This window comes from Paenibacillus foliorum, from assembly GCF_013141765.1.
Lineage (GTDB): Bacteria > Bacillota > Bacilli > Paenibacillales > NBRC-103111 > Paenibacillus_S > Paenibacillus_S foliorum.
This window is the reverse complement of the sequence record NZ_WHOD01000009.1, coordinates 95,745-114,363: the sequence shown is the minus strand read 5'-3', so window position 1 is coordinate 114,363 and position 18,619 is coordinate 95,745. Positions and strand designations below refer to the sequence as shown.

Sequence of the window (18,619 nt, the reverse complement as noted above, 5' to 3'; positions counted from 1 at the left end):
GTTAGGATGCGATTTGATTACGGCCATTCATTTTGGCCTTGTACAAAGCTTGATCCGCCTGCTCTATCAGCTCGTTACGGTCGATCGACGACTTAGGGACCCATGCGGCGATACCAATGCTCATGGTTACATGCCCACTGACCGTGGATGCAGCATGAGGAATGGCTAAATCCTCTATGACTCGTCTCACCTTGGCAGCGAATTCATGAGCTGGAGCTTCCCCCGTATGGGGGAGAATGCAGACGAACTCTTCTCCGCCATAGCGTGCCGCAAAGTATCCGTGAGCTATCGCCAGCTGATCCAAAGCGGAAGCTACTTGCTTCAAACAAATATCACCGCCCTGATGTCCGTATGTATCGTTGTAAATTTTGAAGAAGTCGATATCCAGCAACAGGACAGAAACGTCCTTTGCTTGCTGAAGTGCTTGTTCCCATATCAATTGATAGCTTTCTTCGAAATAGCGGCGGTTGGCAATACCGGTTAGTCCGTCGATCATAGAAAGCTTTTTGAACATCTCGTTGGCTTCGTAGAGTTGGAGCTCTGCTCTTTTTCTTTCGGTTATATCACGGAACACCGTCATAATCGCAGGCTTGCCTTTGTAGTAAACCCATGCTCCTGAAGCCTCGACATTCATGTGTTGGCCGTCAAGCCGAATGTATACACGCTCGGAGGGAGGGGCTGAGGATTGATTTATCAGAATCTCCCGGTTTCGGATCATTACGTCTTCCGCCGAATCTGGGTGAAGCAGCTCTGTGATATTTTTGCCGATAAGCTCAGATACATGGGATGCAGCAAGCAGCTCCAGCGTCATCTGGTTCACATGTACGACGGTTCCATCACAGTGAATGATAATGCCGTCAGGCATAAACTTAATAAGCTTACGGTACCTTTCCTCACTCTCGATAAGCTCGCTTTCCATCTGCTTACGTTGGGTAATATCACTGCTCGTGGAAATGATTTCAATGACCTGTCCCTGATCTAAGATGGGGTTCAATGAGGTAAGGTAGGTATGGTTAGAATTCGTGTACTCGAATTGCTGGCGCTCTCCATTCCATGCACGATCGTATATATCCAAGATAAAGGAGGCACCACTAGGCCCGGCTAACTTATCAATGGATGTTCCTACAACCTGTTCAGGGGTGAATCCCAGATCATAAAGCATTTGCCCGTCGACAAGGGTACAAACATACTTCCCATCGATCTTTTTAAATTTCATGATCATGCCGTGCTGGTACCTTAACGTATCTGCTAATTCCTGTTTTAGAGATGAAATCTCATGTTCGGTCTGCTTGCGTGCGGTTATGTCTCGAATCATGCTGCTGAAGTAAAAGACGCCGCCGGCTTGCCAGCAATTGAGAGACATTTCAACCGGCAGCTCTGAGCCGTCTTTCCGCAACGCGGTTAGCTCAATGGTTTTGCCTGCGTGTGTATTCATCCCGAGCAAACGAAGCTGATAGCACGTATTCATATAAAATGAATGCAAACGCTCGGGAATGAGAATGGTGACATGACGACCCATCACTTCATTCCGAGTATAGCCATAAATTAGCTCTGCGCCTTCGTTCCATAGTTCAATATTCGAGTCATCGTCCAAAACGATGATAGCATCTTGAGAAGTATTAAACACGGAAGAGAACATGCCCTCGGCATTTTTTAAAGCCATCGTCATACTTATAAGAGGTATTAACTGTCGGGCGATAATCATTTCCTTAAGACCGAAGTGCTCTGGAATTTTGGAGGCAATAGTGATGATCGCTATAAGCTTATCGTTGTACGATATGGGCAGATGCAAGGAGGAACGGATTCCCTGCTTATGCAATGGTAAGTGGGCGGCCCCAAGCGGGAGCCCCTTGCTCCAATCGTCAAATAGGATGGGATCACCGTTGTATGCCTCTAGCACACCCTCCAACTCATTCGAGTCTAAAACATGGTTCATACTTTCATAGGATCCTTCCATATAGCGAAAAACAGTTCTATATCGGTTCTTCTCTGTCAGAACTACTTCACCGGCGTCGCAAGAAAATAGTGCGGCCATTTCTTTCATAGTAAGGGTAAACAGCTCAAGGGAGGTGTTCGTTTGCTTCATCTTGGGGATCAGGTCGGCAATTAGCTCGTTGAGGGTAGTTCTTTCGTTGTTTTTGATTAAAAAATGCAGCAGCCAAGCTGCTGTAATTCCACTTATCAGGACCACAGCGCAGTAAGGTGCAAGGATAGACCAAGCGCTGAAACCAAGAAGACTAAGAAGCCCAGTTGATATTACGATTAGGGTGAGGAGAAGGCTGTAAGCCCATTTTTTCCAATAGGATTTAACGTAAGTGCTAATAATTCCGCTGCCGAAGCCGATAATTGGTATAGTGAGTGCTGACATAAGATTAGCTAAATCCATTTGTCCAAAAATCAAAGTACGGCCCATAAACATACATACAGCAGCGACGAGGGCAGAGACCATACCTCCTGATAGCGCCGCTATAATAAGCAAAATATGTCTCATGTCGAGCAGGGCTGACGATTGGATGTGTACGCTGAAAAACATAATAATTACGCCCATCAAGCCATGGATAGAACCAAAGCCACATTTCATGAAGACGGATGAAGAGGGGGTCAGGTGCTTGGTATACAGCCGGTTTGAAAAGAACATAAATACAAATATCAAAGTAATTCCTGTAACAAACTCCTGCACCATTCGACACCCCTCCTTGTAAAAAATAGTTAAATGATACTAGTTCTTCTTTAGTACGACAAAATCCTACTTACTTTTTATAGGAAAAAGTCAAAAAATAATTAAAAAACGACAATTAAAGGGAAAAATATTCATTTCAATGAATTATTACCAAATGGGTTTAGCTGTTACGCGCACTATATACAAAAAAATGGAAAAAGGGAGCGGAGTAGAGAAATGAACAAAAAACTGGTACACGAAGATGAACAAACCTGGTATATCGTTTGCTTGGTAACGAGTATCTTGATTTATCTGAGCTTAATTTTTTCGATTATAGGGATTATCTACATAGCGATTGGATTGGTTGCAGCACTTGTTATGCACGGCTTAATGGTGGCTGGAGTCAGAAGCTCTGGCGTAAAGCTGTCGGAACGGCAGTTCCCGCAAATCTATGAGCGAGTGCAAGCATTGTGCCAAGAGATGGGGATTGCACAGGTGCCAGACGTGTACATTATTCAATCCGGCGGTGTTCTTAATGCGTTTGCTACCCGGTTTTCCGGGCGGAATTTCGTTGTGCTGTATTCAGACATTGTAGAGCTAATTGAGCAAGGAAATGAAGAGGAGCTAACCTTTGTGATCGCGCATGAGCTGGCTCATATCCAGAGGAGGCATGTGAGCAAGTTTGTGCTTGTTTTTCCTGCCATGTGGATTCCGTTTATTGGTAAAGCTTATTCCAGAGCTTGTGAATTCACGTGTGATCGGATAGCCACAGCTTACACGGGCAATGCAGAGGCAGCGGTAAATGCACTCACGATATTGGCGGCAGGCAAGCAATTATACCGCAGAGTGAACATCAATGAATTTCTAGATCAAAGCTACCAGGAGCGTGGCCTTTTCATAGCCTGGTACGAGCTTATTTCGACACATCCTCCGCTGCCAAAGCGGATTTCAGAGGTACTGCGGTTCCATTCGCAGCCTCAGTTATTTGGATATGATTCTCCGGGATTTGAAGAGGGCAGGTCATCGGGGATGTCTTCCCAGCTATAGGGAATAGAAAGCTTGCTTTTCACCCATATTAATTGAGGTATGGAAAGGAAAGGAGGCGAAACAGCGATGAGCAATAGTGATTCCAGCTTACAATCGCAAAACCCGATATCTCAAGCGCAAAATTCCGTCGAAACAGCGCATAACGCGGTGACTCAGGCGCAAAGCCATCCGAGCGAGCAGTTAATTGAGCAAGCGGAGACTGCTGTGCAGAGAGCGGAGAACGCTATCGAACAAGCGGGGCTGAGCCTTAATCAGCAAGCGGTTGATCAAGCTCGCTCCGATCTGGAGGAAGATCAAGCAGCTCTGCAAAGCTTAGAGAGCTAGCCGTATACATTCGTTTCGTGTTATGCATTATTGGAGTTGATGTTAAAGAAGGAAGACCTGCCAAACGGTTCATAACCGTAGGCAGGTCTTTCTTTGATTGAATATATGCTACAATAAAAGGAAAGTAATGTAACAGGTAGATAACCGGGAGGGGATACCGGTAGTTATGATTAGTGAATTTATCAATATCATAGAGCAGCAGCTGCTGAAGGAGCTAGAAATAGAAAGCGTCAACCCTCATGATCCTATAGAGGTTGAGGTTTTACCTAAGCCGTGGAAGCTGGTGGGAGCGGGGAATTATGCGGCTGTCTTAAGTCATCCCGATTATAGCGGCATGGTAGTAAAGGTGTATGCTCCAGGACGGCCGGGGATAGAGGAAGAGGTAGAGGTGTATCGGCGCTTAGGCAGGCATCCGGCCTACTCGGAATGCTTTCATGCGGGGAGCTCTTATTTAATTCTGCGCAGATTGAGCGGCATCACCTTGTATAATTGTGTACTGCGAGGCGTACCCATACCAAGACAGGTTATTGAGGATATCGACGGTGCGCTTGATTATGCGAGAAGCAAAGGCTTGAATCCACACGATGTGCACGGCAAAAATGTCATGCTCAAGGACGGCCGCGGTGTGGTTCTTGATGTATCTGATTTTTTGAAGGTAGAGCCTTGTTTGATGTGGGATGACTTGAAAAAGGCGTATGACCGTTTCTACTCTCCCGTTTTTTTAGGGCGCATGAAGGTACCGGGCTGGATGCTTACAGCTGTAAGGAAAGGGTACCGATATTTCAAACGTAAATGAGACGAGCATTTTGCTTGTAAAAGATCTTTTCCTATGTTTACTCATAACGGAGGGGCTCCTTCTCTGAATGGGTGGCGACTATTGTTTGATTTGTGCTCAGTTTGGGTAAAACAATAGTAGGACAGGCACATGCTTGGAAAAAGATCAGGCGAAAGAACGGCTTCTATTAATGAGACAGTAGAGGTGTGCTTCTAACAATACAATCAAACAAGGGAGTGTACGAAATGGCTAAAGTATTAGAGCAATCGAAAGCACTAGAAGAAGCGTTAAACCAGCAGGTGGCTAACTTCGGAGTCATGTACATCAAACTACATAACTTTCATTGGTTTGTGAAGGGCTCTCAATTTTTTACGCTGCATCTTAAATTTGAGGAATTGTATAATGAGGCAACCTTACATTTTGATGCGTTGGCTGAGCGTCTGCTCACGTTGGGCGGAAAGCCAGTAGCCACTATGCAGCAAATGCTGAAGGACTCTGCTATAAAGGAAGCGGCAGGCAACGAAAAAGCAGAGGATATGGTTCGTGCGCTTGTTGCAGATTTCAATAAAGTTAATCAGCAACTTAAGGAAGGAATGGATGTAGCCGAGAAAGCTGGCGATGAAATCACTGGTGATTTGTTTTTGGCTATTCACGCTAGCTTAGAGAAGCACGTATGGATGCTGAACTCCTTCCTAGGTTAAATAAAAAGCTTTTATGAAACATCCGATTGGGGATATACCTCTTTAGTTGGATGTTTCTTTTTGTTTGTGGGGATATGCATACGCTGTTCTGTAGGATCCGTAGAAGTCACTTTTGCTTTCAGTAATCTTTAAGCAAACTCTCAGATGTGCTTCATGTTGATGCTATACGCTTGAGGGGCGTGGACTAGAGGCCCTATGTTGATAGTTCGCAGCTTGTGTCCCTCTAATTTCGGGATGAACATGTGGAGGTTTGATAAGGATGAAGATGAAGGTAAATCGTAACCAGCTTATAGCAGGTCTTATTATGGTCCCGTTGCTGCTCAGCGGCTGCGGTAGCAAGCCGGCAGCTAATGAAACGGCTTCGGCAGATGCGAAGAATGGAGCCGCACCGGCGCAAAGTCAAGGACAGAATGGCCAACAGCCAGCAGGTGAGCAGAAGGCTCAAGCCGGTTCTCGCTCGGAGCGGACGCCGATGAATGAGAACGAAATGCGTCTGCGTACGATCTCACAGTCGCTGATTACCATCGACAAGACGGAGGGGTTAGCTTTTACGAAACAGCAGGCTGAGCAATTGCTTCCACTGGCCGAGGCAGCAGTTACGAAGAAAGAACTGACAGTCGAACAGCAGGAGACGATGCTGAAGGTGCTCACAGCGGAGCAAACGAAGCTGTATCAAAGCCGTGCAGACCAGATGAAGCAGCGAATGGGTGGATCAGGCGGTTCAGCCGGAGCAGACGGCTCGTCAGGTAAGGGAGCTATGACACAGGAGCAGAGGGATGCGCTGAAGGAGCAGCGGCAAGCTCAAGGCGGAGGCCAGAATGCGACAGATGGCAAGGATGGAGGCCGGATGCAGAAACAAGGCAACGAAGGAGCGGCGGCAGGCGCTGGCGGGCAAGGAGCTGGAGGTGCAACCGGACAAGGTGGAGCAGGAATGGGCGGCCCAGGAGGCGGCGGTGGAGCCAATGCCGGCCAGCAGCTTGTTGATCTGCTTAAGGCCAAAGTAAAGTAAGCAGAAATCTGCAAAGAATCGCGCACAAGCTTAGAGTACATAGCGCTGTTTCGGCTTGATGTCCCGAGACAGCTAGCTGTTGAGAGCAATCGGTTAAATAGGGATCGTATCAGTGGAAGCCGTTTAGGGCTGCCGCATGAGACGGTTTCTTTTTTTATGAAGGTGTAGTGGCTCGGATTGGCATTCATGATGCACCATTAGGTATAATAAGGAAAAAACAGATGTGAATGTTCAATAGAGGAGGATCTGCTATGGGTGGTTTATCTATGTGGATGGTTCTTGGAGTAACGTCCGTATTGCTTGCTTCGACGGGATGCATTGGGGTGCAGAATGGACAAATAGGTAAACCTCCGTCTTCAACGGCCCCGGCAACAGCTCCTGCGCAATCGGTTGGCAACAACAGCGGGGGCAAAGTACCAGAATCATCTGCGGGCGCGGAAGCTTCCGCCTCGATTCCTTATACCCGAGAGATTATCGCTTCTAAGCTGAATGTTCCATGGGACATGGATTTCGCACCGGATGGGCGCATTTTTCTAACGGAGCGTGGAGGGCTGATTCGGGTTATTGAGAAGGGTGTACTGAAGCCGGAGCCTGTCTTCCGTTTTGAGAAGCCACCGCTTTATAATGAATCGGAAGCGGGCTTGCTGGGGATTGCTCTCGACAAGAATTTTAGCAGCAATCATTACATGTATGTGTATCATACCTATCAAGAGGGCGGCCAAGCTTACAACCGACTGCTGCGCATGGTGGAGAGCGGCGGTAAAGCCAAGGTAGACAAGGTGCTGCTGGACATGCTGCCAGGAGACCGTATTCATGACGGAGGCCGAGTGAAAATAGGGCCGGATGGTTTGTTATACATCACGAACGGCGATGCTGCGCAATCATCGATTGCTCAAGATGCTGCCCAGCTTGGCGGCAAAATCCTTCGCATCCGCACGGACGGCACGATTCCTGCTGACAACCCGTTTCCAGGGTCCCCCGTGTACAGCTTAGGGCACCGCAATCCGCAGGGCTTGGCCTGGCATCCTGCCTCAGGTAAGCTGTTTAGCACTGAGCATGGTCAATCGGCTCATGATGAATTTAATCTTATTGAACCTGGCGCCAATTACGGGTGGCCACTCCTTCAAGGTGACGAGGCGCAGGTGCCTGCTAAGGACGCTTCCAAGAAGGGCCCTGGCCCATTAAAGATACCACTGCTGCACAGCGGGGATACGACTTGGGCTCCTTCAGGTATCACCTTCGTCACCAAAGGGCCGTGGAAGGGGAACCTCTTGGCAGCCAACCTGCGGGGGATGCAGCTGCAGAGGGTGGTGCTAGGCAATGACCAGGTTTCTGTGCAAAGGGTTGAGCCGTTGTTCAAGGATGACTTAGGCCGCATCCGGAACGTGGCGGAAGGCCCGGACGGCTCCATCTACATCATGACGAATAACCGCGATGGACGCGGCAGGCCAGGGGCAGAGGATGACCAGCTAATCCGGTTGAAGCCCACTTTTTAGCATTTACAACAAGAACGGAGAATGGTAACGGATGCAATCGTTAGAGTTAGGTACATTAATTAGCAATTTGATCGCTCAAGGTTCATTGATTCAAGGCACGTTCAGCCAAGTGAGGCGAACTGATCCGTCAGGATGCAGTAAGGTAACGGTCAAGCCGCTGGAGCTGAAAGGGACACTGCATTATCAGTTCAGCTCTTACTGTGGCACTAAAGTGCTGCATGATAATGTGCTGCCTGAAGAGGCAGCATCTCAAATAAACGCTCTGCTGGCGGATACTTTCCGTCAAGGGCTGCTGCAAGCGGAAGATGCTGATTACCAGGTGTTGATCAGTAAGAAAGGAAAGGCCGGTATTCTTAAGAAACCTCCGACTAAGAAGCAAGCCGCTGAGCTTACGCATAACCGCAAAAAGAACTACTTGCTCGAGGAAGGCACCCCTGTTCCTTTCCTTGTGGAGTTGGGCATCATGAACGCCGAGGGAAAAGTAAAAGCTCAAAAATACGACAAATTTAGGCAGATCAATCGGTTCATTGAGCTGATTGCAGACGTCGTGCCGCATTTGGCGAAAGACCGGACGCTCAATATCGTTGATTTTGGCTGTGGCAAATCGTACCTTACTTTTGCGTTGTATTACTATTTAAAGGAGCTACAGGGACTCGATATCCGAGTAATCGGTTTGGATCTTAAGGAGGATGTGATCCGTCATTGCAGCGGCTTGGCTGACAAATTCGGCTATGACCAGCTTCAGTTCCTTGTTGGCGATATTGCGCAATACAATGATTTGGAACGCGTGGATATGGTGGTTACTCTGCATGCTTGTGATACAGCTACTGACGCGGCGCTGGAGAAGGCGGTACGCTGGCAGGCGGATGTGATTCTGTCGGTGCCTTGTTGCCAGCATGAGCTGTTCAAGCAGGTCCGCAATGATGTGCTTGCACCGCTTCTTCAGCATGGCATCCTGAAGGAGCGATTCTCGGCATTGGCAACAGATGCAATCCGGGCTAAGCTGCTTGATATTGTTGGCTACCGTACGCAGCTGCTGGAGTTCATCGACATGGAGCATACCCCCAAGAATTTACTTATCCGCGCTGTAAAAGGGAAGCAGCCTACTGCGGCTGAGCTTGATGAGATGGTAAACAGCTATGTGGGATTCCGCAGCTTTTTGAAGGCTGAGCCGTATTTGGAGCGTGCGCTGCGCGATGAGCTGAGGCCGCTATTGGAAGCGGCTGCCGAACGGAGCTGACAGAAGGAGGGGATCTGAATGGAACGACTGCTGGTTAAAGCCGGAATTTACGGTTTTATCGTGGGATTGTTTTTGGCCATTTTGTTTTGTGCGGATACCGTGACTACTCAGCCGGGAAGAGGTCTTTTTTCAAGTGAAGCTTTGCCAATGCGGGAATACATACTTTCGCTTTTGCGATTTGCAATTAAGCTATCCTTAGGGACGGTTGTTGCGGTATGGGTGTATGAACGTTTTCTCCGTACGCCTGACGATGAACCGGAGCCTTCTTTCTGGCTCGGTTTTTTCAAGGCTTTTTTTATCGTATTTGCTTTGATTATTGTGGCTGCACTCCTCTTTTCCGCGATCGGACAACATAGGTAGGCGAGGCGAGAAAAGTTGCCATAACTTGACTACAGGTATTAAAAACAAATGAACCTGCTCTCATTCATTAGGGGCGTTGTCAGCTCCTCTTTGCGAATAATCCACGTATTTTTATATAGATCGCTAATTTAATGAAAAAATCCAATTAATCCACTCTAAAGCTAGGGTAAATTAATTGGTTTTTTTATCCTTTTTAGTAATTAATTTAAAGAAGTATGTAGAAGTATGTAGGTTTTGTGAAGATGTTGAAAAAAATGTCATTAATTGTTTGTCAAAACGGATATATTTTCCTGCTGCTCATTGTATAATGGGTGAAATTCGATTTGTTGTGAGGTGCTTCCTGTGTTTAATTGGCTACATTCTATCACGGTAAGGTTTATGTTATTTACAGGGGTGTTCCTGCTGGTATTAATAGGTGGCATATATGTTTACCAGTGGCAAGAAATCCGTAAGGATGCCGAAGATCAGCTGTATCAAAAAGGCAGCAGCCTAGCCGTTTCTCTCTCCAAAACACTTCAAAGCATAGCAGAAGATGATATTCGCGATGGCACCCTTATTAAGGGCGGTATCAAGTGGACGGGTGAGGAGCTGCGCACGAACCTGTTTAATGATAAGCTGCAGCCTGTACCAGGCAGCGATAAGGAATTGCAAAAGCGTTCGCAAGATAAAACCTATGCTGAGGGAACTCAGACGCTTTTTGACGGAAGAAAGGTTCCGCTCGCACAATACGAGCAGAAATATACGAGTGCCTATGATATTTATACAGACGATCATTGGCAGAAGGTTCTTGATAGTTTCATGACCGATAATAGTATTGTATTTGCTGTGGCAGGTGCTTACTCGGATAATCCTGATTTTGCCGGGTTTGTTGCAACGCATAATACACAGTACAGCTCGATCGGCGACGATTCCAAGGATGCTTGGGGCACTACAGGGCTGTTGAGTCAAAAATACCGCAGCAACCGTGTGTATAATGACGCTGTAGGTTATGCCGATGTGGCCAACAAGGATACTTCCAAAGCGAAGCTGCAAAAGTATCCGCAAATTGTCGAGGGTAAAGTGGTCGAGCGATGGGTAGTCTCCTACCCAATTACCATTGATGGTAAACACTGGGGGGCAGCACGGATCGCTATGTCCAAGGAGAGCGCAGAAGCAATGATAATGAAGCAGCACTGGAAAATCGGGTTGGAGCTCGCTCTTCTATATGTTGGGGTGCTGGTTATGTTATTCATTCTTTCCCGGGTTATCGTAGCGAGGAAGCTTAATTTCGTGCTTCAAGCTGCTGTGAATTTAAACTCTCAAGAGGCCGACTTAACCTACCGAATCCCAGTGCGAGGAAAGGATGAGCTGGCTCGTCTGTCCGAAGAGATTAACCGGTTCATTGGGCATCTGCAGGAAATGATCGGTTCGATACGCTTTATGTCAGTGAGTGTAGGTGATACTTCCAATAGTTTGTCAGAGAAGGCCTCGCGGTCGACGTTGACGTCAACGGAAATTTCTCACACCGTTCAAGAATTGGCTACTGGAGCGCAGAATCAAGCGACAGGTGCTAAGGATAGCGTGAAGGCGATGGAGGAAATGGCTCTCGGTATTCAGCGTATTGCCGAAGCGGCGGCTCAGGTGACGGAAGTGACGCAGCATTTGGTACGCGAAGTGGAGCATGGAAATGTCGCTTCGGAGAGAGCGATGAGCCAGATGACAACCATGAGTCAATCTGCGAACGAGGTTGGAGCAGCGATTCAGAAGCTGGAGGAGGGTATGCAGTCCGTAGGGGCGATGGCGCAGGTCATCTCAGGGATTGCGTCACAGACGGGACTGCTTGCACTTAATGCAGCTATAGAGGCGGCTAGAGCTGGAGAGCAAGGAAAAGGCTTTGCGGTAGTAGCGAGCGAAGTTCGCAAGCTGGCCGACCAATCGGAGGCCTCCGCCCAACAGATCAATGAGATGGTGACCGATATCCAGATCGCGATGAGGGCAGCTGTTACAGCAATGGAAACCGGCGGGCGGGATGTGCGGGATGGTGTGCAGGAGGTTACTACGGTTCGCAGCTCGCTGGAGCGGATGCTTCATTCCGTACATAGAGCATCTGGACAGATGGAGGAAGTATCAGCCGCAGCGGAGCAGATGTCAGCTGGTACGGAGGAAGTAGCGGCCAGTATCGAGGAAATGGCCAGAATCGCCAGCACGACTTCAGAGTATGCAGGCCGAATGGCAGAAGCCTCGCAGTCACAGCTCCATGATTCAGAGGAAACCAGCTCGCTTTCAGGTACTCTGAGTGAAGCTGCACAGCAATTGAAAGCAACAGCTAACCGATTTAAGGTGTAAATATTGTAAGCAAACAACCACTGGTGGGGTCAATAAGACCTATTTCCGGTGGTTGTTTGTATATATTCGATATTTTAGTCTGTGCTAGCAAGTGACCTCGTTAAAATATGAAAATATTGGTAATTATGCGGTGTCTGCGTTTCGGCAGCTGTGCTATAATTATAGGAATGGGTATAATTGGACTACATATATAGAGGAGCTATAGGATGCTAAAAAACAGGAAATGGAACATCGGTTCCAAAATCGGATTAGGCTATTTTCTAGTTATTTTATGTATGGGTATGTCTATTTTTTTTCTTATGGATCGTATATACGCGTTGCAAAAAGAAATTAGCTTTATTACTGATCATGATCTAGCCGTGCACACCTTATCGAATCAAATTGAAAAGCATATTTTAGATATGGAAACCGGACAGCGAGGCTATATCATAACTGGCGAAGTTCAGTATTTAGAGCCTTATAATGAAGGGAAAAGCAAATGGCTGTCAGGTTACAATGAGCTTTACCCGCTTATAGCTGACAATCCGGCGCAGCTTAAGAACCTGGAAGCTATTAAAGCCAACATTGAGACTTGGATAGCTGTATCCGGGGAAAAGGTTATTCCCTTGCGTAATGAGAACAAAATGGTAGAAATCCTGCAGTATTATAAAGCAGACCCGGGTAAGAGATACATGGATCTTATGCGAAACCAATGGGACTCATTCCGAAGTGTGGAGAAGGAGCTGACGGCAGCTCGTGTCGCTGATTTGGAGGCCAGAAATATCGAGCTTCAAACAACCATGTATTTGCTCGCTTTGCTAGCTGTTGTTTTATCTGTTTTGGGAACAACGATGGTTTCCCGATCCATTGTTCTTACGATTAAGCAGGTGGTCTCTGCGCTTCAGAAAATTGCCTCCTCAGAAGGCAATTTGAACACCTCTATTGAGGTGAGGACGAACGATGAAGTCCGAGAGCTTGCTGATGCTGCCAATACGCTTCTAGAAAGCGTGCGGAAGCAAGATTGGTTAAAGACGGGTATTGCTGAGGTTGCGTCAATGAACCAAGGCGTGAACAATATTACGGAACTAGGCTCCTTATTTATTGGAAAGATGGCTTCCATACTGGACGCGTCCTACGGAGCCTTTTACATTCGAACAGGACGGGGCGAGTATCAACGCCTAACGAAGATCGCCTCGTATGCGGGTGATGGAGGCAATGCTATTGGCAAACAAGAACTGCGGATGGGGGAAGGACTTGTAGGACAGGCGGCATTGGAGAACAGAATGTTTCTACTTCAGGATATTCCGGACTCGTACATTCATATTTCTTCTGGGTTGGGACATGCTGCTCCAAAGAGCATTCTAATTACGCCAATTCAATATGAGGGCAAGGTAGAGGCTGTAGTTGAATTGGCTTCCTTGCAGCCTTTCAGTGAGCTTCATCAAGAGCTGCTGCAGCAAATTCGCTGTTCATTTGGTATTGCGGTTAACAGTGTGCTGGGACGTATGGAAATCGATCGTCTGTTAGCTGAGTCTCAAGCGTTTACCGAGGAGCTTCAGACACAATCAGAGGAGCTTCAGGCTCAATCTGAAGAATTATTAAGTCAGCAAGAAGAGATGAAAGTATCGAATGACTTTTTGAAAAAATCAGAAGAGCGGATGCAGCGGCATCAGGAAGACCTGGAGAAAGTGAACCTAGAGCTATCCAAGCGTTCTTATCAATTGGAAGCTCAGGTGCGCTTTACCGAGGAAGTAAATTCGGAAATCGAACGGCAGAGAGAGGCGCTGCAGAAACAGACCGAGGAACTGTCGGCCATGTCCCAATATAAGTCCGAATTTTTGGCCAATATGTCTCACGAGCTGAGGACTCCCCTCAACAGTATGCTAATCCTGTCGCAGTTTTTGGGAGAGAATAAAGATGGCAATCTTAGCGGAGAGCAAGTTGAATTCGCTAATACAATCCATGCTTCCGGTAGTGACCTGCTGCGCTTGATTGACGAAATTCTGGATTTGTCCAAAGTCGAAGCCGGAAAATTGGATTTGAATGTGGACATCACCATAATCGAGGAGATAGGCGAGCAGATGCGCCGCAGCTTTCAGCCAGTCGCTGCCAAGAGAGCCCTACAGTTCCGAATTGAAGCTGAATCGGATGTCCCGCCCTATTTTTATACAGATAGTCACAGGCTTATGCAGATTCTTAAGAACTTCTTGTCTAATGCTTTTAAATTTACGGAAAAGGGCCAAATTGTGCTGCGTATTTATGTGACTGACTATGCTTTCTCCCTTAATGCGGATGGAGGCAAGCAAAAAGCCATTGCTTTCGCTGTTACCGACACAGGCATAGGAATTCCTGAAGACAAACGAGCCTTGATTTTTGAAGCCTTCCAGCAGGTTGACGGCACAACCAGCCGCAAATATGGGGGTACCGGATTAGGTCTTACAATTAGCCGTGAATTGGCTCAGATTCTAGGCGCGGAGATTGGCTTGGAAAGTCAGGATGGACAAGGCAGTACCTTTACGCTTTATATGCCTGTAGTGACCGATCTTGATGAGCTTTCCTCGGAACCAATAGGCGAAATTGCTGCAGCGGTTGAGCCGCTAGCAGCGAGTATGGGTTCAGGGGTTCCACATATAAGTGAAATTGTTATACCGGAAGTGGTGTTGTCCGATCCTCGGCTGCTTGCTCCCGGAGAGGTGAAGGATGATCGGGATAGTATTGATAGTGATGACAGACTGATGCTAATTGTGGAGGATGATGTTCCATTTGCACAGTTTATTCTAGATATGGCCCGCTCCCGTGGGTTCAAGGGGATAGTCGCTACTCAGGGCGATAAAGGGCTGGCGTTAGCCTACACCTATAAGCCGGACATGATCATGCTCGATATTCATTTGCCCGTAATGGACGGCTGGACGGTTTTGGATCTGCTCAAGCAGAATCCAGAAACTCGTCACATTCCAGTCCATGTGCTCTCCGTCGCAGACGAACCCCAGCAAAGCTTAGTATCTGGAGCGATGGCTTATCTGAAAAAACCTATCAGCACGGAAATGCTGGTGAAGGCGTTCGAGAAGGTTGAAGATATCCTGAACCGAACTCCCAAACGACTGCTGATTGTCGAGGATAACATCCCGTTGCGTAAAAGCTTGGTTGAGCTGATAGGTCATGATGATGTAGCTATTAGGGATGTCGGCTATGGTCAAGAGGCGCTGCAAGAGTTGAATACAGGACATTTTGACTGTATGGTATTGGACTTGGAATTGGCCGATATGTCTGGATTTGAGCTGTTGGATCGGATACGTAATATCGAGAAGCTGCATACGCTGCCTATCATTATTTTTACCGGAAAAGATCTAGACTTGAAGCAAGAGCGAGAGCTGCGTAAATATGCAGAGAGCATTATTGTGAAGAATGTAAAATCACAAGAGCGATTATACGCCGAAGTTGCTTTATATCTTCATCGTGTGGAAGCGCAATTGCCTGAAGAACGACGAATGCTGCTGAAAAGCCTGCAAAACGGTGAAGATGTGTTCGAAGGAAAGCATATTCTGCTGGTTGAGGATGATATTCGCAATGTATTTGCACTCACCAATGTACTTGAGCGGCACAACTTAAAAGTGACCTATGTAGAGAATGGGAGTGAAGCGCTGAAAATATTGCAGATGAATCCGGGAATTGATTTAGTGCTGATGGACATCATGATGCCGGAAATGGATGGCTATGAAGCCATGAAACATATTCGCAGCAACCCTGAGCACAATCAGCTTCCTATCATTGCCCTTACGGCCAAAGCTATGAAAGAGGACCGACAAAAGTGTATGGACGCAGGAGCATCCGATTACATCAGCAAACCTATCAATACCGACAAGCTGCTTTCTTTGTTGAAGGTTTGGTTATATAAGTAACGGGGGTGAAGTTCGTGTCTGATTTCTTAAGTAATCTGCATCCTTCTACAGAGCGGATAGATGAAGAGAGACAAAGAATTGAGATCGAGCTGCTGCTGGAAGGTATATACCGTATGTATGGTAATGATTTTCGTGATTATGCGTATGATTCCATTTGCAGGAGAATCACGCATGCCACGAAACAGCAGGGGCTGCCATCTGTAACTGCGCTGCTCGAACGAGTGCTTCATGATCCGGACTCGATGGAGCTGCTGCTGCGCAGCTTGACGATTAACGTTACCGAAATGTTTAGAACGCCATCCTTGTTCCAAACATTTCGAACAAAGGTCGTACCCTTTCTTCATACGTATCCATCCATCCGGATTTGGCATGCCGGTTGCTCTACCGGTGAGGAAGTGCTTTCTATGTCCATCCTGCTTCAGGAGGAAGGCTTGTATGAAAAAGCACGGATTTATGCGACGGATATCGATCAGGAAGCGTTGGAGCAGGCACAGTCAGGTAGAGTATTAATCGGAAGCATGCAGCAATACACGAACAACTATATGATGTCCGGTGGGACAGGCTCATTTTCCGATTATTATTCAGTGAATTCAGAGGACGGGAATAAAGTAACCTTCAACCGTTCCCTTTTGGACCATGTTATTTTTGCCGGTCACAATTTGGTGACAGACCAATCGTTTAATGAGTTCCACGTTATCTTTTGCAGAAATGTTATGATTTACTTCAATCGTAAATTACAGCAGCGGGTTCATTCTTTATTCCATGATAGTCTCGCCCAATTCGGAGTTCTTGCAATAGGAGAGCGTGAAACGATTCGCTTCAGTGGCTTTGAGCAGTATTACGAGCAAATAAGCGAATCGGAAAGGTTATACACCAAGATCAAGTGAAATAGATGAGACAAGGCCTTCAAGCCCCTTATATTCAAAGGGATTGAAGGTCTTTGTTGTTTTTTTCCTATGTTTGGATATAAACCGTGTTGGTTAATGGGTTGGTAAGACGATGGTAAGACGATAGGGAGGTGGATCTATGCTGTTGGAGTCCTTTTACCATGTGGCTCAAAGTAACTGGGCTTATGCGTATGATAAAGAAACCATTCATTTGAGGCTTAGAACAAAACGGGATGATGTGGATGAGGTGGTGGCTGAAACAGGTGACAAATATGACTGGGATCGCACGTATTCGGAGTACCCTATGGTCAGAACTGCCGCGGACGGGATGTTCGATTATTGGGAAGTTGCATTCAAGCCGCAATACGGGCGTGTATCCTACTGTTTTCGGCTGAGTGCAGGCTCGGAGACTGTGTGGATGACGGAGAATGATATAGGTCATGATCGGCCTATGCCGACAGGAGATTATTATGACTTTCCTTATATTCATGAAATAGATTTGAATATGGTACCGGAATGGGCTAAATCAGCCATTTTTTATCAAATTTTCACTGATAGGTTCTTCAACGGAGATTCGTCTAATGACCCTGAAGGAGCTGCACTATGGGGGGAACAGCCGACTTGGGAAAACTCGTTTGGCGGAGATTTGCAAGGAATAATCGATAAGTTGGATTACTTGAGCGATCTGGGTGTCAATGCACTTTATCTAACCCCTATATTTGATGCGCCCTCCAATCATAAATACGATACAGTCGATTATACCAAGGTCGATCCTAGCTTCGGCGACAATGAGCTGCTGCGTAAGCTGGTCGATACTTGTCACAGTAAAGATATTCGAGTCATGCTGGATGCGGTGTTCAATCATTGCAGCGAGCAGTTTCTGCCATTTCAAGATGTGCTGAAGCACGGAGAAAAGTCTAAATATGTGGACTGGTTTCATATTGGCAGTTATCCTCTTGAGGTTAAGGAAGGCCTTCCAAACTACGATACGTTTGGTTTTTTCGGCAATATGCCAAAGCTGAATACAGCTAACCCAAAGGTTAAGGAGTATTTGCTGAATGTAGCTGAATATTGGATTAAGGAAATCGGTATCGATGGATGGAGATTGGATGTGGCCAATGAGGTGGATCACCATTTCTGGCGGAATTTCCGTAAGGTTGTCAAAGCGGCTAATCCAGAAGCCTATATTGTAGGAGAAGTATGGAACGATTCTTTGAAGTGGGTGCTGGGTGACCAGTTTGATTCAGTAATGAATTATCCGTTCTCTAATAAATTATTGGAGTTTTTCTCGCAATCTAGTATGGATGGCTTTACGTTTGCGAACAGAATGGGAGGACTACTGATGCGGTATCCTCAGCAAACCAATGAGGTCATATTTAATTTATTATGCAGCCACGATACACCGAGGGTGATGTCCCGAGTAGCTGGAAATAAACGTAGATTAAAGCTGTGCGTTGTCTTTTTACTTACCTATATGGGTACGCCTTGTATATTTTATGGAGATGAAATTGGACTTGCTGGAGAGAACGATCCCGATTGCCGCAAATGCATGGAATGGGATCCGGAGAAACAGGACCGCGAGCTGTATGATTTCTATAAGCTGCTGATTGGGCTGCGCCGCGGGCACGAGGCACTGGTAAAAGGGGCTTTCCGATTCCTTAAGGCGAATCGCGGCGACCAAAGGATTATTTATGAACGAATTGGTAACGGTGAGCATTTCACAATTTGGATGAACAATACAGAGGAACCGACACTGTTGTCTCATCCCATGGACACGGAGGATTGGAGTGATGCTCTAACGGGTGAGGAAGTCCGTCCCATTGAAGGTGTGATGGACATTGAATTAGAGGGGTTCGGTTACCGTATTCTACGGCGAAGTTTGGGTTAAAGACCCAAATCGGAAAGATTTCTATAAAAG

13 protein-coding genes are annotated in these 18,619 nt (G+C 46.8%); 12 read left to right on the top strand and 1 reads right to left on the bottom strand.

The features are described from left to right. Nucleotide 1: 1 nt before the first annotated feature. Nucleotides 2–2,683, bottom strand: coding sequence for a PAS domain S-box protein (locus tag GC093_RS02420; protein WP_171650253.1), 2,682 nt, complete (start codon nt 2,681–2,683; stop codon nt 2–4). 213 nt (nt 2,684–2,896) lie between these two features. Between GC093_RS02420 and GC093_RS02415 the strand changes: the two genes are divergently transcribed. From GC093_RS02415 to GC093_RS02360, 12 genes are all read left to right on the top strand, one after another. Then, nucleotides 2,897–3,706 (top strand): M48 family metallopeptidase, encoded by an 810-nt coding sequence (locus GC093_RS02415; protein ID WP_171650252.1) that lies wholly within the window; start codon nt 2,897–2,899, stop codon nt 3,704–3,706. A gap of 66 nt (nt 3,707–3,772) precedes the next feature. Next, entirely contained in the window at nt 3,773–4,030 is a 258-nt protein-coding gene (locus GC093_RS02410; RefSeq protein WP_171650251.1) for a hypothetical protein, read from the top strand. A gap of 166 nt (nt 4,031–4,196) precedes the next feature. Further along, the gene (locus GC093_RS02405; protein WP_171650250.1) at nt 4,197–4,826 is read left to right on the top strand and encodes a serine/threonine protein kinase; all 630 of its coding nucleotides are present in this window, start codon (nt 4,197–4,199) and stop codon (nt 4,824–4,826) included. Nucleotides 4,827–5,050: 224 nt separating this feature from the next. Continuing rightward, nucleotides 5,051–5,506 carry a Dps family protein gene (locus GC093_RS02400; protein WP_171650249.1) on the top strand — a complete coding sequence of 152 codons (456 nt, stop codon included), beginning with the start codon at nt 5,051–5,053 and terminating at the stop codon, nt 5,504–5,506. A gap of 259 nt (nt 5,507–5,765) precedes the next feature. Further along, the gene (locus GC093_RS02395; protein ID WP_171650248.1) at nt 5,766–6,515 is read left to right on the top strand and encodes a hypothetical protein; all 750 of its coding nucleotides are present in this window, start codon (nt 5,766–5,768) and stop codon (nt 6,513–6,515) included. Between the two features lie 251 nt (nt 6,516–6,766). Continuing rightward, on the top strand, nt 6,767–8,011 hold the full coding sequence (locus GC093_RS02390; protein WP_246313295.1) for a PQQ-dependent sugar dehydrogenase: 1,245 nt from the start codon (nt 6,767–6,769) through the stop codon (nt 8,009–8,011). Nucleotides 8,012–8,042: 31 nt separating this feature from the next. Then, nucleotides 8,043–9,251: a class I SAM-dependent methyltransferase gene (locus GC093_RS02385; protein WP_171650247.1), complete on the top strand. Its 1,209-nt coding sequence runs from the start codon at nt 8,043–8,045 to the stop codon at nt 9,249–9,251. Nucleotides 9,252–9,269: 18 nt separating this feature from the next. Beyond that, a complete protein-coding gene (locus GC093_RS02380) occupies nt 9,270–9,611 on the top strand; it encodes a hypothetical protein (protein ID WP_171650246.1) in 342 nt (113 codons plus the stop codon). Nucleotides 9,612–9,953: 342 nt separating this feature from the next. Beyond that, nucleotides 9,954–11,936, top strand: a complete 1,983-nt coding sequence (locus GC093_RS36545; protein WP_171650245.1) for a methyl-accepting chemotaxis protein — start codon at nt 9,954–9,956, stop codon at nt 11,934–11,936. Nucleotides 11,937–12,142: 206 nt separating this feature from the next. Beyond that, a complete protein-coding gene (locus GC093_RS02370; protein ID WP_171650244.1) occupies nt 12,143–15,814 on the top strand; it encodes a response regulator in 3,672 nt (1,223 codons plus the stop codon). Nucleotides 15,815–15,828: 14 nt separating this feature from the next. Then, complete coding sequence (locus GC093_RS02365; RefSeq protein WP_312886449.1) at nt 15,829–16,701, top strand: CheR family methyltransferase; 873 nt, start codon at nt 15,829–15,831, stop codon at nt 16,699–16,701. Between the two features lie 139 nt (nt 16,702–16,840). Beyond that, a complete protein-coding gene (locus GC093_RS02360; protein WP_171650243.1) occupies nt 16,841–18,589 on the top strand; it encodes an alpha-glycosidase in 1,749 nt (582 codons plus the stop codon). The last annotated feature ends 30 nt before the right edge of the window (nt 18,590–18,619 follow it).